The following is a 13584-nucleotide window of genomic DNA, read 5'->3' as shown; positions in this document are numbered from 1 at the left end:
CAGGATCGTGGGCGCAGGTGGGTCAGCGCAGTCCGGTCGGCCTGCGCAGCGCCGCCTGCACCAGGCGGTCCACCAGCTCCGGGTAACTGATCCCGCTCGCCTGCCACATCTGCGGGTACATCGAGATGGGCGTGAAGCCGGGCATGGTGTTGATCTCGTTGATCACGAACTCGCCGTCCTCGGTGAGGAAGAAGTCCGCGCGGACCAGGCCCTCGCAGGACGCCGCCTCGAAGGCCTCCACCGCGAGACGGCGCACCTCGGCGGTCTCCTCGTCGGTGAGCGGGGCGGGGACGATGCCGGGCGTGGAGTCGATGTACTTGGCGTCGAAGTCGTAGTACGCGTGCGCGTCCGGCGGCGGGATCTCGGCCGGCACGGAGGCGCGCGGCCCGTCCTCGAACTCCAGGACGCCGCACTCGATCTCGCGGCCCCTGAGCGCGGCCTCGACCAGGATCTTCGGGTCGTGCTGCTGCGCGAGGGCGATGGCCTCGTCGAGACCGGAGAGGTCGTCGACCTTGGTGATACCGATCGACGAACCCGCGCGCGCGGGCTTCACGAACAGCGGCCAGCCGTGCTCACCGGCGAAGTCGATGATCTTCTTGCGGGCGGCCGGCTCGTCCTGCTGCCACTCGCGGGGCCGGATCACCACGTACGGGCCGACCTTGAGCCCGAAGGAGGTGAACACCCGCTTCATGTACTCCTTGTCCTGGCCGACGGCCGAGGCGAGCACGCCCGCGCCCACGTACGGCACGCCGGACAGCTCCAGCAGGCCCTGCAGGGTGCCGTCCTCGCCGTACGGACCGTGCAGCACCGGGAAGACCACGTCGACCTCGCCGAGGGCCTTGGGCACGGAACCGGGCTCGCTGTAGACGACCTCGCGGTTGGCCGGGTCGACGGGGAGCACCACGCCGCCCTCGCCCGACTCCGCGAGCTCCTCGACGCTGGGCGTGCGCCGGTCGGCGATGCCCATGCGGTCGGGCTCGTCGGCGGTGAGCGCCCAACGGCCGTCCCGGGTGATGCCGATCGGCAGGACGTCGTACTTGGTCCGGTCGATGGCCCGCAGGACGGCGCCGGCGGTGACCACGGAGATCCCGTGTTCGGAGCTGCGGCCGCCGAACACGACGGCCACACGCGGCTTGCGAGACGGCTGCTCAGGGCTCTGGGGGAGGTTCTCGGTGCTCATATCGCGATGAGCGTACCCGTTGGTAAAGCCGGGATACAGCGTTGGACCGGCGGGTTCGCTCAGCGTCGTTCGGGCTTCGCGCTGCGCGACATCAGTTCCTTGAGGGCGACCACCGGCGGCTTGCCCTCGTGCACGATGCCCACGACGGTCTCCGTGAGGGGCATGTCGACGCCGTGCCGGCGGGCCAGATCCAGCACGGACTCACAGGACTTGACGCCCTCGGCGGTCTGCTTGGTGACCGCGATGGTCTCCTCGAGGGTCATGCCCTTGCCGAGGTTGGTGCCGAAGGTGTGGTTGCGGGACAGCGGCGAGGAACAGGTCGCCACCAGGTCGCCGAGGCCCGCGAGTCCGGAGAAGGTCAGCGGGTCGGCGCCGAGCTCGAGGCCGAGCCGGGTGGTCTCGGCGAGCCCGCGCGTGATGAGCGAGCCCTTGGCGTTGTCGCCGAGCCCCATGCCGTCGGCGATGCCGACCGCGAGCCCGATCACGTTCTTGACCGCGCCGCCGAGTTCGCAGCCGACGACGTCGGTGTTGGTGTACGGCCGGAAGTACGGCGTGTGGCAGTGGGCCTGCAGGCGCTGGGCGACCGCCTCGTCGGTGCAGGCGACCACGGCGGCGGCCGGCATGCGCGCGGCGATCTCACGGGCCAGGTTGGGCCCGGTGACCACGGCGATACGGTCCTGACCGACCTTGGCGACATCCTCGATGACCTCGCTCATCCGCATCGCGGAGCCGAGTTCGACGCCCTTCATCAGGGAGACGAGGACGGTGTCGGGGGCGAGCAGCGGTACCCAGCCGGCGAGGTTGGCGCGCAGTGTCTGCGAGGGCACCGACAGGACCGTGAAGTCGGCGGCGGCCGCGGCCTCGGCGGGGTCGGTGGTGGCCCGCAGGTTCTCCGGGAGCTCGACGCCGGGCAGGTAGTCGGGGTTGGTCCGGGCGGAGTTGATCGCCTCGGCGACCTCCGGGCGGCGGGCCCACAGGGTGACCTCGCAGCCCGCGTCGGCAAGCACCATCCCGAACGCCGTACCCCACGAACCGGCGCTGAAGACCGCCGCCTTGACACCCTTGCTCACTTGCCGCTGGCCCCTTCCTGTTCCTGCTCCTGGCCGGTCTGCGCCCGCGTCCTGCGCCGCTGCTCGATCCGCTCCCGGCGCGGGTCGTAGGGCGTCGCGGGCGCCTTCTCGCCGCGGATCTCCTCCAGCTGGCGGGTGATGGCGGCCATGATGACCTCGGTGGCCTCCTTGAGGACCTCCGCGGTCATCTCCTTGCCGTAGAAGCGCGACAGGTCCACCGGCGGGCCGGCGAGCACATGGTGGGTCTTGCGCGGCAGGAGCTGCGGCTTCTTGCTGTACGGCGGCAGCAGTTCGTTGGCGCCCCACTGGGCGACCGGAATGACCGGGCACCTGGTCTGCAGGGCGACGCGCGCGGCACCGGTCTTGGCGGTCATGGGCCAGCCGTCGGGGTCCCGGGTGATGGTGCCCTCGGGGTAGAAGGCGACGCACTCACCGCGCTCCACGGCGTCGATGGCGGCCCGGAAGGCGCTCAGCGCGTCGGTGCTCTCGCGGTAGACGGGGATCTGTCCGGTGCCGCGCATCGCGGCACCGACGAATCCCTTCTTGAAAAGCCCACTCTTCGCGAGGAATCGCGGAACCCGTCCGGTGTTGTACTGATAGTGCGCGTACGCGAAGGGATCGATGTGGGAATTGTGGTTCACCGCGGTGATAAATCCGCCCTCGGCCGGAATGTGCTCCATTCCACGCCAGTCCCGCTTGATCAGAACCACCAGTGGCGGTTTGCAGATCACCGCGGCGAAGCGGTACCAGAAGCCGATTCTGCGGCGGGGCACGCGGACACCTTCCTCTAGAGCCATGGGGGGCCGCACAAGTGTCGCCCCAGGCCGCCTGTCTGTCGAGAACACCGTACGCCCCGCCGCCCAGGCCGCCAGATGGTCCAGGTGACAATGTCCATAACGAGAGAGGGACGGTACGTCGGTGCAGTGGACCTTGGTCATCCCTGTGAAGCCCTTGGCGCACGCCAAGAGCAGGCTCTCGGACACAGCCGACGACGGCTTGCGCCCGGGGCTCGCCCTCGCGTTCGCACAGGACACGGTGGCCGCCGCGCTGGCCTGCCCGGCCGTGCGGGATGTGGCAGTTGTCACGGACGACGCCCTGGCCGGCCGCGAGCTGGCGGCACTCGGCGCCCGCGTCGTCGCCGACGAACCGGGAGGCGGCCTGAACTCCGCGCTGGCGCACGGGGCGGGGGCCGTACGCACCGCGCGTCCCGGATCTCCGGTGGCCGCTCTGAACGCCGATCTGCCCGCGCTGCGCCCGCCGGAATTGTCCCGGGTGCTCGACGCGGCGGCGGAATTCCCGCGTGCTTTTCTCCCCGATGCGGCCGCAATCGGCACCACTCTGCTGACGGCGACCCCCGGTCATGAATTGCGCCCGGCTTTCGGCACCGATTCCCGGGCCCGGCACCGCGCGTCCGGGGCGGTGGAACTCCGGCTGGACGCGGTCGATTCGGTACGGCAAGACGTGGACACCGGCGACGACCTGCGCGCGGCGCTGACGCTCGGGGTGGGCCCGCGCACGGCGGCCGCGGCCGCGCGGTTGCTGATCCCGGGACAGTAGGCTGCCGTCATGCAGGCGACCGCATACACGTACGACCCCGAAACCCGCAGCGGGCAGGTGCTGCTGGACGACGGCACGCCGGTGCCGTTCGACGCGTCGGCGTTCGACGCGGGCGGGCTGCGGCTGTTGCGCCCCGGACAGCGGGTGCGGATCGAGACCGAGCCGGCGGACGGCGGCGAGGGCCTGCGGATCACGCTGGTGACGCTGCAGACGCTGTGAGCGCCTGAATTCCCCCTTCCCTCCCTGTGAACACGCCCCGTGAACACGCCGCGGGCCGGGCTCCCGAGGGAGTCCGGCCCGGCGTGTGAGTGCCCCTGTGGCCCCGCGTCTAGCGGGCGGTGGCCTTCTTGGCGGTGATCTTGCGTGCCGTCGACTTCTTGGCCGGGGCCTTCTTGGCGGTGACCTTCTTCGCCGGGGCCTTCTTGGCCGCCGCCTTCTTGGCGGTGGCCTTCGCCGCGGTCTTCTTGGCGGCCGCGCTCTTCGCGGTCGTCTTCTTGGCGGTGGCCTTCTTCGCGGCGGCGGTGGTCTTCTTCGCCGCCGCCCTCTTCGCGGTGGTCTTCTTCGCCGCGGCCGCCTTCTTGGCGGTGGTCTTCTTGGCGGCGGCCTTCCTGACCGTCGCCGCAGCGCCACCGGTCAGGCTGCCCTTGGGCGCCTTCTTGACCGCGACCTCGCCGCCGCGCGGGAGCTTCTTCGTGCCGCTCACCAGGTCCTTGAAGCCCTGACCGGCACGGAAGCGCGGCACCGAGGTCTTCTTGACCCGAACCCGCTCGCCCGTCTGGGGGTTGCGGGCGTACCGGGCGGGACGGTCCACCTTCTCGAACGAACCGAAACCGGTGACCGAGACCCGGTCCCCCGCAACGGTCGCGCGGACAATGGCGTCCAGGACCGCGTCGACAGCGTCGGCGGCCTGCTGGCGACCGCCCAGCTTGTCGGCAATCGCTTCTACGAGCTGCGCCTTGTTCACGTCTTCCCCTTCGGAGACATCGCCGGAACGAAACTGTTCAGGCTTTTTCGCACGTTAGGCAGATATATACCGCAAATCAAACACGAAACGGGCTAATCACCCTTGTGCCGCAGCAGACTCGGCCCTCTCGGCTTGTTCAGCGTTCCTCGTCGGGGATTCGTCCCTCGTCGAGGTCGGCGGTGAACCGCTCGAGACGCCTTGCCGCGTCGGCGAGATCGTGCTTGGCCGCGGCCGTAATGACCAGCAGCTTCCGGGTCAGCGCCATCCGTACGCCCTCCGGGACTTGCAGTGCGCGCACTCTTGCGTGCGCTTCCTTCAGCTGGCCCGCGACCGCCGCATAGAGCTCGAGTTGGCCGTCGTGTTCCATGCACAGATTGTGCCATCTGGGGCGAGTTGTCGCCTGCCCAGGGGGCAACTGCCGCCCCCAACGGCCTTCCGGGGCACGCCGCGAGCCGCTCCACGACGAACCGCCTACCCCGGCAACGACCGCCGGAACGTGGGCAGTTGAGCGTTCCGGCGGACGGGCGCGAGGCCGTTCGGGCCCAGACATGGCTGTACCCCCAATCGTGGCGATCGGGGGTACAGCCGGGGTGTTGAGGTGGCCGAATCTCGACCCGCGGGGAGCTGCGACTCAGACGTTCAGCGTCCGCGGCTTGTACGACGGGCGCTTGGCCTCGTACGCGGCGATGTCGCCCTCGTTCCGGAGGGTGATGGAGATGTCGTCCAGGCCGTTCAGCAGCCGCCACCGGGAGTTCTCGTCCAGCTCGAAGGAGGCGGTGACGCCCTCGGCACGCACCTCGCGCGCCTGAAGGTCGACCGTGATCTCGGCCTGCGGGTCCTTCTCGGTCAGCTCCCACAGGGCGTCCACGATCTTCTGCTCGAGAACCACCGTGAGCAGGCCGTTCTTCAGCGAGTTGCCCCGGAAGATGTCGGCGAAACGGGACGAGATCACCGTCTTGAAGCCGTAGTTCTGCAGCGCCCAGACCGCGTGCTCACGGGAGGAACCGGTGCCGAAGTCGGGACCGGCGACCAGGACGGTCGCGCCCCGGCGTTCGGGACGGTTGAGGATGAACTCCGGGTCCTTGCGCCAGGCCTCGAACAGCCCGTCCTCGAAACCGTCCCGGGTCACCTTCTTGAGCCAGTGAGCAGGGATGATCTGGTCGGTGTCGACGTTGGAGCGGCGCAGCGGGACGGCCCGGCCGGTGTGCGTGGTGAATGCTTCCATGGCTCTCAGACTCCAGCGGGCGTACGGATGTCGGCGTCGGACAGGTCGGCGGGCGAGGCCAGGTGGCCGAGGACCGCCGTGGCGGCCGCGACCTGCGGCGACACCAGGTGCGTACGGCCGCCCTTGCCCTGCCGGCCCTCGAAGTTGCGGTTGGAGGTGGAGGCGGAGCGCTCACCGGGGGCCAGCTGGTCGGGGTTCATGCCGAGGCACATCGAGCAGCCCGCGTGCCGCCATTCGGCGCCGGCCTCCTTGAAGACGATGTCCAGGCCCTCCGAGACGGCCTGCAGACCCACGCGTGCGGACCCCGGCACGACCAGCATCCGTACGCCGTCGGCGACTTTGCGGTCCTTGAGGATGCCGGCGGCGGCGCGCAGGTCCTCGATACGGCCGTTGGTGCACGAGCCTACGAAGACGGTGTCCACCTTGATGTCGCGCAGCGGCTGGCCGGCCTCCAACCCCATGTATTCCAGGGCCTTTTCGGCGGACAGGCGCTCCGAAGCGTCTTCGTACGAAGCCGGGTCGGGGACGGCGGCCGAAAGCGGCGCGCCCTGGCCGGGGTTGGTGCCCCAGGTGACGAACGGCGAGAGCTCGTCGGCCTTGATGACGACCTCGGCGTCGAAGACGGCGTCGTCGTCGGTGCGCAGGGTCTTCCAGTACTCCACCGCGGCGTCCCAGTCGGCGCCCTCGGGGGCGTGGGCGCGGCCCTTGATGTACTCGAAGGTGGTCTCGTCGGGGGCGATCATGCCCGCACGCGCACCGGCCTCGATCGACATGTTGCAGATGGTCATCCGGGCCTCCATCGAGAGCTTCTCGATGGCGGAACCGCGGTACTCCAGGATGTATCCCTGGCCGCCGCCCGTACCGATCCTGGCGATGATCGCGAGGATCAGGTCCTTGGCGGTGACACCGTCGGGCAGCTCGCCCTCGACCGTGATCGCCATGGTCTTCGGGCGGGCCAGCGGCAGCGTCTGCGTGGCCAGCACGTGCTCGACCTGCGAGGTGCCGATGCCGAAGGCCAGCGCGCCGAAGGCACCGTGCGTGGAGGTGTGGGAGTCGCCGCAGACGACCGTCGTACCGGGCTGGGTCAGACCGAGCTGCGGGCCGACGACGTGCACGACGCCCTGCTCGACGTCGCCCAGCGGGTGCAGGCGCACTCCGAACTCGGCGCAGTTCTTGCGCAGCGTCTCCAGCTGGGCGCGCGAGACCGGGTCGGCGATGGGCTTGTCGATGTCGAGGGTAGGGGTGTTGTGGTCCTCGGTGGCGATGGTGAGGTCGAGGCGGCGCACCTGGCGGGCGTTCTGCCTGAGGCCGTCGAAGGCCTGCGGGCTGGTCACCTCGTGCAGCAGGTGCAGATCGATGAAGAGGAGGTCGGGCTCGCCCTCGGCGCGCCGGACGACATGGTCGTCCCAGACCTTCTCCGCGAGTGTCCTACCCATCGCTGTTCCCTTCGGCCGGCACACGTCCACCGGCCCATCTAGAGATCGTGAGACGGCGCCCGCGCCCCTGTTGTACGGGCGTCCGCCGTCAGGCCCTCTGGTCCACGGGCCGCTGTGTGATTCCAGGGTGGCGCGTTCCCTGCAAAATTGAACTTGCGTTTCACAGAGTGAGACGTGAGTATCGTTGCATGGACAACAGTAGCGGCGTCGGCGTCCTGGACAAGGCAGCCCTTGTCCTGAGCGCCCTGGAGTCCGGTCCGGCCACCCTCGCGGGTCTGGTCGGCGCCACCGGACTGGCACGACCCACGGCTCACCGGCTGGCCGTGGCCCTCGAACACCACCGCATGGTGGCACGCGACATGCAGGGCCGGTTCATCCTCGGACCGCGCCTGGCCGAACTGGCCGCGGCGGCGGGCGAGGACCGCCTGCTTGCGACGGCCGGCCCGGTGCTCACCCACCTCCGGGACGTCACCGGCGAGAGCGCGCAGCTCTACCGACGCCAGGGTGACATGCGTATCTGCGTCGCCGCCGCGGAACGCCTGTCCGGCCTTCGGGACACGGTCCCGGTCGGCTCCACGCTCACCATGAAGGCCGGTTCCTCGGCGCAGATCCTGCTCGCCTGGGAGGAGCCGGAACGCCTGCACCGGGGCCTGCAGGGCGCCCGCTTCACGGCGACGGCTCTGTCGGGCGTACGACGGCGTGGCTGGGCCCAGTCCATCGGCGAGCGCGAGCCGGGCGTCGCGTCCGTCTCGGCGCCCGTGCGCGGTCCCTCGAACCGCGTGGTGGCCGCGGTGTCCGTCTCCGGCCCCATCGAGCGCCTGACGCGCCACCCGGGCCGTATGCACGCCCAGGCGGTCATCGACGCGGCGTCCCGCCTGTCGGAGGCACTACGCCGCTCGGGCTGAGAATCATTGGGACGTCGTACCCCGTCGGGAAAGGCCGGCCTCAACGCCGCGGCAGGTTCGAACCGACGGGGAGCGACCCCTCCCAAGGGGCGCGGGGTTGTATCGATATGCGGCTGCGCCGCGTGGGCGCGAGCAACCCACGAAGACCCGCACCCGCCGGACAACAGAAATGGCCCCCACCTCAAGCGCATCGGCTGAGGCGAAGAGCCATCGTCCCGTACCCCCGACCGGATTCGAACCGGCGCTACCGCCTTGAGAGGGCGGCGTGCTAGGCCGCTACACAACGGGGGCGTGGAGCCTGCGTTTCCGCAGGTCCGAGCTGGTCTACCTGGACTCGAACCAAGACTAACTGAACCAGAATCAGTCGTGCTGCCAATTACACCATAGACCAATGTGGTTTAGACCAGTGCGTACCCCCGACCGGATTCGAACCGGCGCTACCGCCTTGAGAGGGCGGCGTGCTAGGCCGCTACACAACGGGGGCCCTAGCGATCCTGCATCGAGGGCGGCGGGAGCGACCCGGCTGCCTTCGCGGGAAGGATCTGTACCCCCGACCGGATTCGAACCGGCGCTACTGCCTTGAGAGGGCAGCGTGCTAGGCCGCTACACAACGGGGGCTTTGCAGATGAGCTCTGCGAGCTGGCCTACCTGGACTCGAACCAAGACTAACTGAACCAGAATCAGTCGTGCTGCCAATTACACCATAGGCCACTGGAACGCAAGCCCCTACGGGGATATCGTTCTAGTTTGCGCCTCCGGGTCCGGCCTTTCGGCCCGCTCTCCGGCGGCGCAGGAAGAACATTACCTGAAGGTGGACGGGGCTCCAAAACGGGTATCCGCGCCGAGGATCGTGGGAAGTTCGGCCAGCGAGGCGATCCGATGCGGGCCGGCGGCGGCGTCACCGCTGGTGAACGCGCCGTACGCACCGTCCCGGTCGATCCAGACGGACAGCAGCCCGGCCTCCGCGGCGCCTCGTCCGTCGATCTCCGGATGGTCGCCGACGTACGCCACCTCGTGCGGCCGCAGTTCCAGCGCCTCGCAGGCCGCCAGGAAGGCTCGGGCCTCGGGCTTGGAGACACCCAGCTCGGCCGCGCACAGCACGGTCTCGAAGCGCTCACGGACGCCCAGGGTGCGGAGTTTGTACTCCTGCACCTTGATGCTGGAGTTGGACAGCACCGCGTGGCGGTGGCTGGCGGCGAGGGCGTCGAGGGCGGGCAGGACGTCCGGGAACAGACTCCAAGCCGCCTCGTAGTGACCGCGGTACCGGTGGAACCAGGCCTCGGCCTCGTCGTCGCTCAGCTCCCTGCCCAGAAACTCCCGCACCCGGTCGCGGCGCTGCTCCTCGAAGCCGACCTCCCCCGCCCCGAACCGCGCCCACTGCCGGTCGGTGACCTCCCGCCAGTGGGCGAGGGCGGCCTCCACGCTGTCGTACCCGTCGAGCAGACCCTCCGCGGCGAGGTGTCCGCGCATACCGGTCCGGTCCGCGGAGGTGTAGTCGAAGAGGGTGTCGTCCACGTCCCAAACGACGGCTCGGATCGCCATGACACCGACAGTACCGCCGGATCGGCTGGGGGTTCGGGGGTTGTCCCCCGAGGAATACAGCGTCGAAGTAGGTGTCGCGTCCGGCGATCGGCGGGGTCAGGCCTCCACGGCCGTCGGGTCCGGGGCGACCAAGAAATCCGTGACGAAGCAGGTGACCTCGCCGGTGGCGTTGCGGCCGATCCACGTGGGGTACGCGCCGTCGCCCCAGCCGGAGGTGAAGGCGACGAGGGTGTGGCCGGTGTCGGGTGACGTGATCAGGTGCGGGCCGTGGCTCCAGCCGCTGTTCTCGAAGGCGTCCCACAACGGCCCCTCGTCGCCCTCGCATTCGAGGAAGGAGCCATCGGCCGCCGCGTCGTAGAAGCAGCCGGTGCCGGCGTCGACGCCGTAGCCGTAGAACTCGTCCTCGCCGAGTTCGGCGGGGTCCTGGCCGGGCTGGAGGGCGAGTTCCCAGGTGGCGGTGGGTTCGTCGCGGACGACGAGGCGGGCCGCGGCCACGCGGTGGTGCGGTGTGCCGGACGGGGGCTCGCCGGGCTTCGCAAGCCGTGCCACCGCCGCCTCCACGCGATAGCTACCCGGCTCGACCGTGACAGTGAAGGGCTCGACGTCTCCCTGGCCCAGGTACACGAAGGGGTCGCAGGCGACGACGCGGCCGGTGGGCAGGGTCAGTTCCCCGCCGTCCGCGAGCTGGATCACGCCGATGGTTCCGGAGTCGTACGTGAACGTGCTTCCCGGTGTGAACAGCCACGTGTAGTCGGGAGCGGGCATGGGCATGACGGTGCGCCTTCCTGGAAGTCGGACGGCGGAACAGTAGCCCGCCGCACCGACAACGCCGTGCCGGGTACCGACGCGAAGGGGCGGCAGCCGATGCGGCTGCCGCCCCTCACGCGCGTGCGGCTTACGCCGTCAGCTTCGCCAGCGCCGCGTCGATCCTGGCCAGTGTCTTCTCCTTGCCCAGGATCTCCAGGGACTCGAAGAGGGGCAGGCCGACCGTGCGGCCGGTGACGGCGACGCGGACGGGCGCCTGGGCCTTGCCGAGCTTGAGGCCGTGGGTCTCGCCGGCGGCCAGGACGGCCTCCTTGAGGGACTCCGCCGAGGTCCAGTCGGCCGACTCGAGCTTCTCGCGGGCCGTGCGGAGCAACGCGTCCGCGCCCTCCTTCATGGCCTTCTGCCAGCTCGCCTCGTCCTCGACCGGCTCGGCCAGGAACAGGAAGTCGACGTTGTCCGTGATCTCGGACAGGACCTTGAGCCGGGTCTGGGCGTGCGGGGCGACCGCCTGCCACTTGGCCTCGTCGAAGTCCTCCGGGGCCCAGGGCGCGAACGGCGCCTGGAGCCACGGGCGGCAGCGCTCCGTGAAGTCCTTCACGTCCAGCAGTCGGATGTGGTCGGCGTTGATCGCCTCGCACTTCTTCAGGTCGAAGCGGGCCGGGTTGGGGTTCACGTCGGTGATCTCGAAGGCCGCGACCATCTCGTCGATCCCGAAGATGTCCTGGTCGGCCGAGAGCGACCAGCCGAGCAGGGAGAGGTAGTTGAGCAGTCCCTCGGGCAGGAAGCCGCGCTCGCGGTAGAGGTTGAGGGAGGACTGCGGGTCGCGCTTGGAGAGCTTCTTGTTGCCCTCGCCCATCACGTACGGCAGATGGCCGAACTCGGGGATGCCCTTGGCGATGCCCAGCTCGATCAGCGCCTTGTAGAGGGCGATCTGGCGGGGGGTGGAGGAGAGCAGGTCCTCGCCGCGCAGGACGTGGGTGATCTCCATCAGGGCGTCGTCGACCGGGTTGACCAGCGTGTACAGCGGGGCGCCATTGGCGCGGACGATGCCGTAGTCCGGGACGTTCTCGGGGAGGTACGTGATCTCGCCGCGGACCAGGTCCGTGAAGGTGATCGTCTCGTCGGGCACGCGGAAGCGGACGATCGGCATGCGGCCCTGGGCCTTGTACTCCTCGACCTGCTCGGCGGTGAGGTCGCGGCAGTGGCCGTCGTACCCGGAGGGCTTGCCGGCGGCGCGGGCTGCCTCGCGGCGGGCGTCCAGCTCCTCCTGCGAGCAGTAGCAGTGGTAGGCGTGGCCCGCGTCCAGGAGCTTCTGGGCGACGTCCTTGTAGATGTCCATGCGCTGCGACTGGCGGTACGGCGCGTGCGGGCCGCCCACCTCGGGGCCCTCGTCCCAGTCGAAGCCCAGCCAGCGCATCGCCTCGAGCAGCTGGTTGTACGACTCCTCGGAGTCGCGGGCGGCGTCGGTGTCCTCGATGCGGAAGACGAGGGTGCCCTGGTGGTGGCGCGCGTACGCCCAGTTGAACAGGGCGGTGCGGACCAGGCCCACATGGGGGTTACCGGTGGGCGAGGGACAGAAACGAACGCGAACGGGGGAGCCGGGTGCGCTAGCCACGCTTGACAACCTTGTTGGTGAGAGTGCCGATGCCTTCGATGGTGACGGCGACCTCGTCGCCGACGTTGAGGGGGCCGACCCCTGCCGGGGTGCCGGTGAGGATCACGTCGCCGGGGAGCAGTGTCATGGCCTCGGTGATGTTGACGATCAGGTCCTCGATGGAGTGGATCATCTCGCTCGTCCGGCCGAGCTGGCGCTGTTCGCCGTTGACCGTGAGCTGGACGGTCAGGTCGGAGGCGGTGGCGAGGTCCAGGTCCGTCTCCACCCAGGGGCCGAGCGGGCACGAGGTGTCGAAGCCCTTGGCCCGCGCCCACTGCTTCTCGCGCTTCTGGACGTCGCGGGCGGTGATGTCGTTCGCACACGTGTAGCCGAAGATCACGTCCCGGACGCGCTCGCGCGGGACCTCGCGGCACAGCCGGCCGATGACGACGGCCAGCTCGGCCTCGTGGTGCAGGTCCTCGGAGAAGGGCGGGTACTGGATCTCGTCGCCGGAGCCGATCACCGAGGTGGAGGGCTTGAAGAAGGCGAACGGGGCGTCGGGCACCTCGTTGCCCAGCTCCTTCGCGTGCTCCGCGTAGTTGCGGCCGAAGGCCACGACCTTGCTGGGGAGCACCGGCGGAAGCAGCCGGACCTTGCTCAGCGGCACCTTCGTACCGGAGAGTTCGAAGTCCGTGAACGGGATGCCCTTGATGATGTCGAGGACGAGTTCGTCCTGCTTGTCGCCCTCGACCGCGCCGAAGGCGACGTTCCCGTCGATGGAGAACCTGGCGATGCGCACGGGATCCTTGCGCCCCTTAACTGAGTGAGACCGAGTCGGCTGGAGTCTGACGCTCCAGGCTAACGCGGCAGGGGCCCGCGGCCTCGCGCATTACCGTGCACGACGTACTGTTCACCGGGCATGACGAAGGGCGCCGCTGCGGGGAGGGCGCCCTTGACGTCGATCACGGGCCGCGTCCGGCGGGAGGCAGCCATGGTCCGTGCTACTCGGCGGCGGCGGTGCCGACCGGGATCTCCATGAGGACCGTGCGCCGGGGGTTCGCGGTCTGCGCGGGGAGGTCGAGGGAGTGCTCCGGCAGTTCCGGGGTCTGCAGCTCTTCGGCGTCCTCGAGGTGCGCCAGAGTCGTGCGACGGGGGTTGGCTATTTTGTTGAACATCATCGTCGTCTTCACGGTTGTCTTCAGGACCTGTTCTCGGTGGGCTGACAGAGACTTCCCTCTTGTAAAGCGTCAGGCTAAACATCGGATTCCCCGGCACCGACCTGAAGTGCCCATGATTGGCGTGTGAGTTTGCTCACGAAGTCGAGCTCAAACCGGTCAATTCAGGCT

Annotated in this window: 15 protein-coding genes and 5 tRNA genes; 3 read left to right on the top strand and 17 right to left on the bottom strand. The window is 69.5% G+C overall.

Annotated features, from left to right (window positions below):
- Nucleotides 1-22: 22 nt before the first annotated feature.
- The 3 genes from ACFYXB_RS24820 to ACFYXB_RS24810 are packed head-to-tail and all read right to left on the bottom strand — an operon-like array spanning nucleotide 23 to nucleotide 3023.
- Nucleotides 23-1180, bottom strand: coding sequence for a D-alanine--D-alanine ligase family protein (locus tag ACFYXB_RS24820; protein ID WP_351346516.1), 1158 nt, complete (start codon nucleotides 1178-1180; stop codon nucleotides 23-25).
- A gap of 59 nt (nucleotides 1181-1239) precedes the next feature.
- Complete coding sequence (locus ACFYXB_RS24815; protein ID WP_389586017.1) at nucleotides 1240-2250, bottom strand: NAD(P)H-dependent glycerol-3-phosphate dehydrogenase; 1011 nt, start codon at nucleotides 2248-2250, stop codon at nucleotides 1240-1242.
- A complete protein-coding gene (locus ACFYXB_RS24810) occupies nucleotides 2247-3023 on the bottom strand; it encodes a lysophospholipid acyltransferase family protein (protein ID WP_389586014.1) in 777 nt (258 codons plus the stop codon). Before ACFYXB_RS24810 ends, ACFYXB_RS24815 begins: the two co-directional genes overlap by 4 nt.
- Before the next feature lie 145 nt (nucleotides 3024-3168).
- Between ACFYXB_RS24810 and cofC the strand changes: the two genes are divergently transcribed.
- Entirely contained in the window at nucleotides 3169-3807 is a 639-nt protein-coding gene (gene cofC / locus ACFYXB_RS24805; protein WP_389586011.1) for a 2-phospho-L-lactate guanylyltransferase, read from the top strand.
- A gap of 9 nt (nucleotides 3808-3816) precedes the next feature.
- On the top strand, nucleotides 3817-4026 hold the full coding sequence (locus ACFYXB_RS24800) for a hypothetical protein (RefSeq protein ID WP_351346508.1): 210 nt from the start codon (nucleotides 3817-3819) through the stop codon (nucleotides 4024-4026).
- Between the two features lie 109 nt (nucleotides 4027-4135).
- On the opposite strand, the gene ACFYXB_RS24795 is transcribed toward ACFYXB_RS24800, so the two are convergent.
- The 4 genes from ACFYXB_RS24795 to leuC form a co-directional block, all read right to left on the bottom strand.
- Nucleotides 4136-4771, bottom strand: coding sequence for an HU family DNA-binding protein (locus ACFYXB_RS24795; RefSeq protein WP_389586007.1), 636 nt, complete (start codon nucleotides 4769-4771; stop codon nucleotides 4136-4138).
- A 136-nt stretch (nucleotides 4772-4907) separates the two neighbouring features.
- A complete protein-coding gene (locus ACFYXB_RS24790; protein WP_003993206.1) occupies nucleotides 4908-5138 on the bottom strand; it encodes a hypothetical protein in 231 nt (76 codons plus the stop codon).
- 264 nt (nucleotides 5139-5402) lie between these two features.
- A complete protein-coding gene (gene leuD / locus ACFYXB_RS24785) occupies nucleotides 5403-5996 on the bottom strand; it encodes a 3-isopropylmalate dehydratase small subunit (protein ID WP_351346506.1) in 594 nt (197 codons plus the stop codon).
- 5 nt (nucleotides 5997-6001) lie between these two features.
- Nucleotides 6002-7432, bottom strand: a complete 1431-nt coding sequence (leuC, locus tag ACFYXB_RS24780; protein WP_389586003.1) for a 3-isopropylmalate dehydratase large subunit — start codon at nucleotides 7430-7432, stop codon at nucleotides 6002-6004.
- 188 nt (nucleotides 7433-7620) lie between these two features.
- Between leuC and ndgR the strand changes: the two genes are divergently transcribed.
- The gene (gene ndgR / locus ACFYXB_RS24775; protein WP_351346502.1) at nucleotides 7621-8337 is read left to right on the top strand and encodes an IclR family transcriptional regulator NdgR; all 717 of its coding nucleotides are present in this window, start codon (nucleotides 7621-7623) and stop codon (nucleotides 8335-8337) included.
- Between the two features lie 218 nt (nucleotides 8338-8555).
- Here ndgR and ACFYXB_RS24770 read toward each other — a convergent pair.
- The 10 genes from ACFYXB_RS24770 to ACFYXB_RS24725 all read right to left on the bottom strand — a co-directional run bounded on the left by ACFYXB_RS24770 (nucleotide 8556) and on the right by ACFYXB_RS24725 (nucleotide 13428).
- Nucleotides 8556-8628: transfer RNA gene (locus tag ACFYXB_RS24770), tRNA-Glu, on the bottom strand.
- Between the two features lie 28 nt (nucleotides 8629-8656).
- Nucleotides 8657-8728: transfer RNA gene (locus ACFYXB_RS24765), tRNA-Gln, on the bottom strand.
- Between the two features lie 20 nt (nucleotides 8729-8748).
- Nucleotides 8749-8821, bottom strand: a tRNA-Glu gene (locus tag ACFYXB_RS24760).
- Nucleotides 8822-8882: 61 nt separating this feature from the next.
- Nucleotides 8883-8955 (bottom strand) — tRNA-Glu (locus tag ACFYXB_RS24755).
- 21 nt (nucleotides 8956-8976) lie between these two features.
- A tRNA-Gln gene (locus ACFYXB_RS24750) sits at nucleotides 8977-9048 on the bottom strand.
- 90 nt (nucleotides 9049-9138) lie between these two features.
- Complete coding sequence (locus ACFYXB_RS24745) at nucleotides 9139-9879, bottom strand: HAD family hydrolase (RefSeq protein ID WP_389586000.1); 741 nt, start codon at nucleotides 9877-9879, stop codon at nucleotides 9139-9141.
- Between the two features lie 96 nt (nucleotides 9880-9975).
- Nucleotides 9976-10650 carry a DUF4241 domain-containing protein gene (locus ACFYXB_RS24740; RefSeq protein WP_389585997.1) on the bottom strand — a complete coding sequence of 225 codons (675 nt, stop codon included), beginning with the start codon at nucleotides 10648-10650 and terminating at the stop codon, nucleotides 9976-9978.
- Between the two features lie 124 nt (nucleotides 10651-10774).
- The gene (gene gltX / locus ACFYXB_RS24735) at nucleotides 10775-12259 is read right to left on the bottom strand and encodes a glutamate--tRNA ligase (RefSeq protein ID WP_389585995.1); all 1485 of its coding nucleotides are present in this window, start codon (nucleotides 12257-12259) and stop codon (nucleotides 10775-10777) included.
- Complete coding sequence (locus ACFYXB_RS24730; RefSeq protein ID WP_389585992.1) at nucleotides 12252-13037, bottom strand: fumarylacetoacetate hydrolase family protein; 786 nt, start codon at nucleotides 13035-13037, stop codon at nucleotides 12252-12254. The genes gltX and ACFYXB_RS24730 overlap by 8 nt, the downstream gene beginning before the upstream one ends.
- Nucleotides 13038-13239: 202 nt before the next feature.
- Nucleotides 13240-13428 carry a hypothetical protein gene (locus ACFYXB_RS24725; protein ID WP_389585989.1) on the bottom strand — a complete coding sequence of 63 codons (189 nt, stop codon included), beginning with the start codon at nucleotides 13426-13428 and terminating at the stop codon, nucleotides 13240-13242.
- Nucleotides 13429-13584: the final 156 nt, after the last annotated feature.

The organism is Streptomyces sp. NPDC002619 (assembly GCF_042889305.1).
GTDB lineage: Bacteria > Actinomycetota > Actinomycetes > Streptomycetales > Streptomycetaceae > Streptomyces.
This window is presented reverse-complemented; position numbering and strand designations above follow the sequence as displayed.

Bases quoted from the DNA above. Each gene is read 5' to 3' on its own strand.
- ACFYXB_RS24800 (WP_351346508.1), top strand. From the start codon at position 3,817: ATGCAGGCGACCGCATACACGTACGACCCCGAAACCCGCAGCGGGCAG.
- ACFYXB_RS24745 (WP_389586000.1), bottom strand. From the start codon at position 9,879: ATGGCGATCCGAGCCGTCGTTTGGGACGTGGACGACACCCTCTTCGAC.
- ndgR (WP_351346502.1), top strand. From the start codon at position 7,621: ATGGACAACAGTAGCGGCGTCGGCGTCCTGGACAAGGCAGCCCTTGTC.
- ACFYXB_RS24740 (WP_389585997.1), bottom strand. From the start codon at position 10,650: ATGCCCATGCCCGCTCCCGACTACACGTGGCTGTTCACACCGGGAAGC.
- ACFYXB_RS24790 (WP_003993206.1), bottom strand. From the start codon at position 5,138: ATGGAACACGACGGCCAACTCGAGCTCTATGCGGCGGTCGCGGGCCAG.
- leuD (WP_351346506.1), bottom strand. From the start codon at position 5,996: ATGGAAGCATTCACCACGCACACCGGCCGGGCCGTCCCGCTGCGCCGC.
- leuC (WP_389586003.1), bottom strand. From the start codon at position 7,432: ATGGGTAGGACACTCGCGGAGAAGGTCTGGGACGACCATGTCGTCCGG.
- ACFYXB_RS24820 (WP_351346516.1), bottom strand. From the start codon at position 1,180: ATGAGCACCGAGAACCTCCCCCAGAGCCCTGAGCAGCCGTCTCGCAAG.